The following is a 627-nucleotide window of genomic DNA, read 5'->3' on the forward strand; positions in this document are numbered from 1 at the left end:
TGCCGACTTAGCTCAGCTGGTAGAGCAACTGACTTGTAATCAGTAGGTCAACCGTTCGACTCGGTTAGTCGGCACCATTTTTAAAACTAGACGTTAAATAATAATTTTACTTTTAGTTAGCACAGTTTATGTGCCTCGATAGCTCAGTCGGTAGAGCAGAGGATTGAAAATCCTCGTGTCCGTGGTTCGATTCCGCGTCGAGGCACCATTTATTTTAAAACCTTGCTTATGTAAGGTTTTTTATTTTAAGTGCTTTATAAAAGTTCTCAATCTTTAAAATTGAACGTGCCTTAGCACACAGTTTTGTGTGCCGACTTAGCTCAGCTGGTAGAGCAACTGACTTGTAATCAGTAGGTCAACCGTTCGACTCGGTTAGTCGGCACCATTTATTTAAAAGCCTCGCTTATAGCGGGGCTTTTTTGTTTTCGATTTTAGAATTAAACGTATTATAGTTAAGAGCTAAAAAACTGACTTGTGATCAGTAGTCTATATAAGTTACCCGTTAGGCTTAGCTAGTCGGCACCATTTATTTAAAAGCCTCGCTTATTGCTAACACCGATCAGTTAAGGTATTTTTGATCGGTTGACCGATCTTTTGGTTGCTTCACAATACCCTTATCATCTTTTG

General features: G+C 39.4%; 3 tRNA genes. All 3 read left to right on the forward strand.

Annotated elements, in window-relative coordinates:
- The first annotated feature begins 1 nt into the window (after position 1).
- The 3 genes from I6F53_RS20250 (at position 2) to I6F53_RS20260 (ending at position 385) form a co-directional block, all read left to right on the forward strand.
- Positions 2-77: transfer RNA gene (locus tag I6F53_RS20250), tRNA-Thr, on the forward strand.
- Between the two features lie 55 nt (positions 78-132).
- Positions 133-208: transfer RNA gene (locus I6F53_RS20255), tRNA-Phe, on the forward strand.
- Between the two features lie 101 nt (positions 209-309).
- Positions 310-385, forward strand: a tRNA-Thr gene (locus I6F53_RS20260).
- Positions 386-627 lie beyond the last annotated feature (242 nt).

It is taken from the genome of Pseudoalteromonas sp. SWN29 (genome assembly GCF_015864465.1).
GTDB lineage: Bacteria > Pseudomonadota > Gammaproteobacteria > Enterobacterales > Alteromonadaceae > Pseudoalteromonas.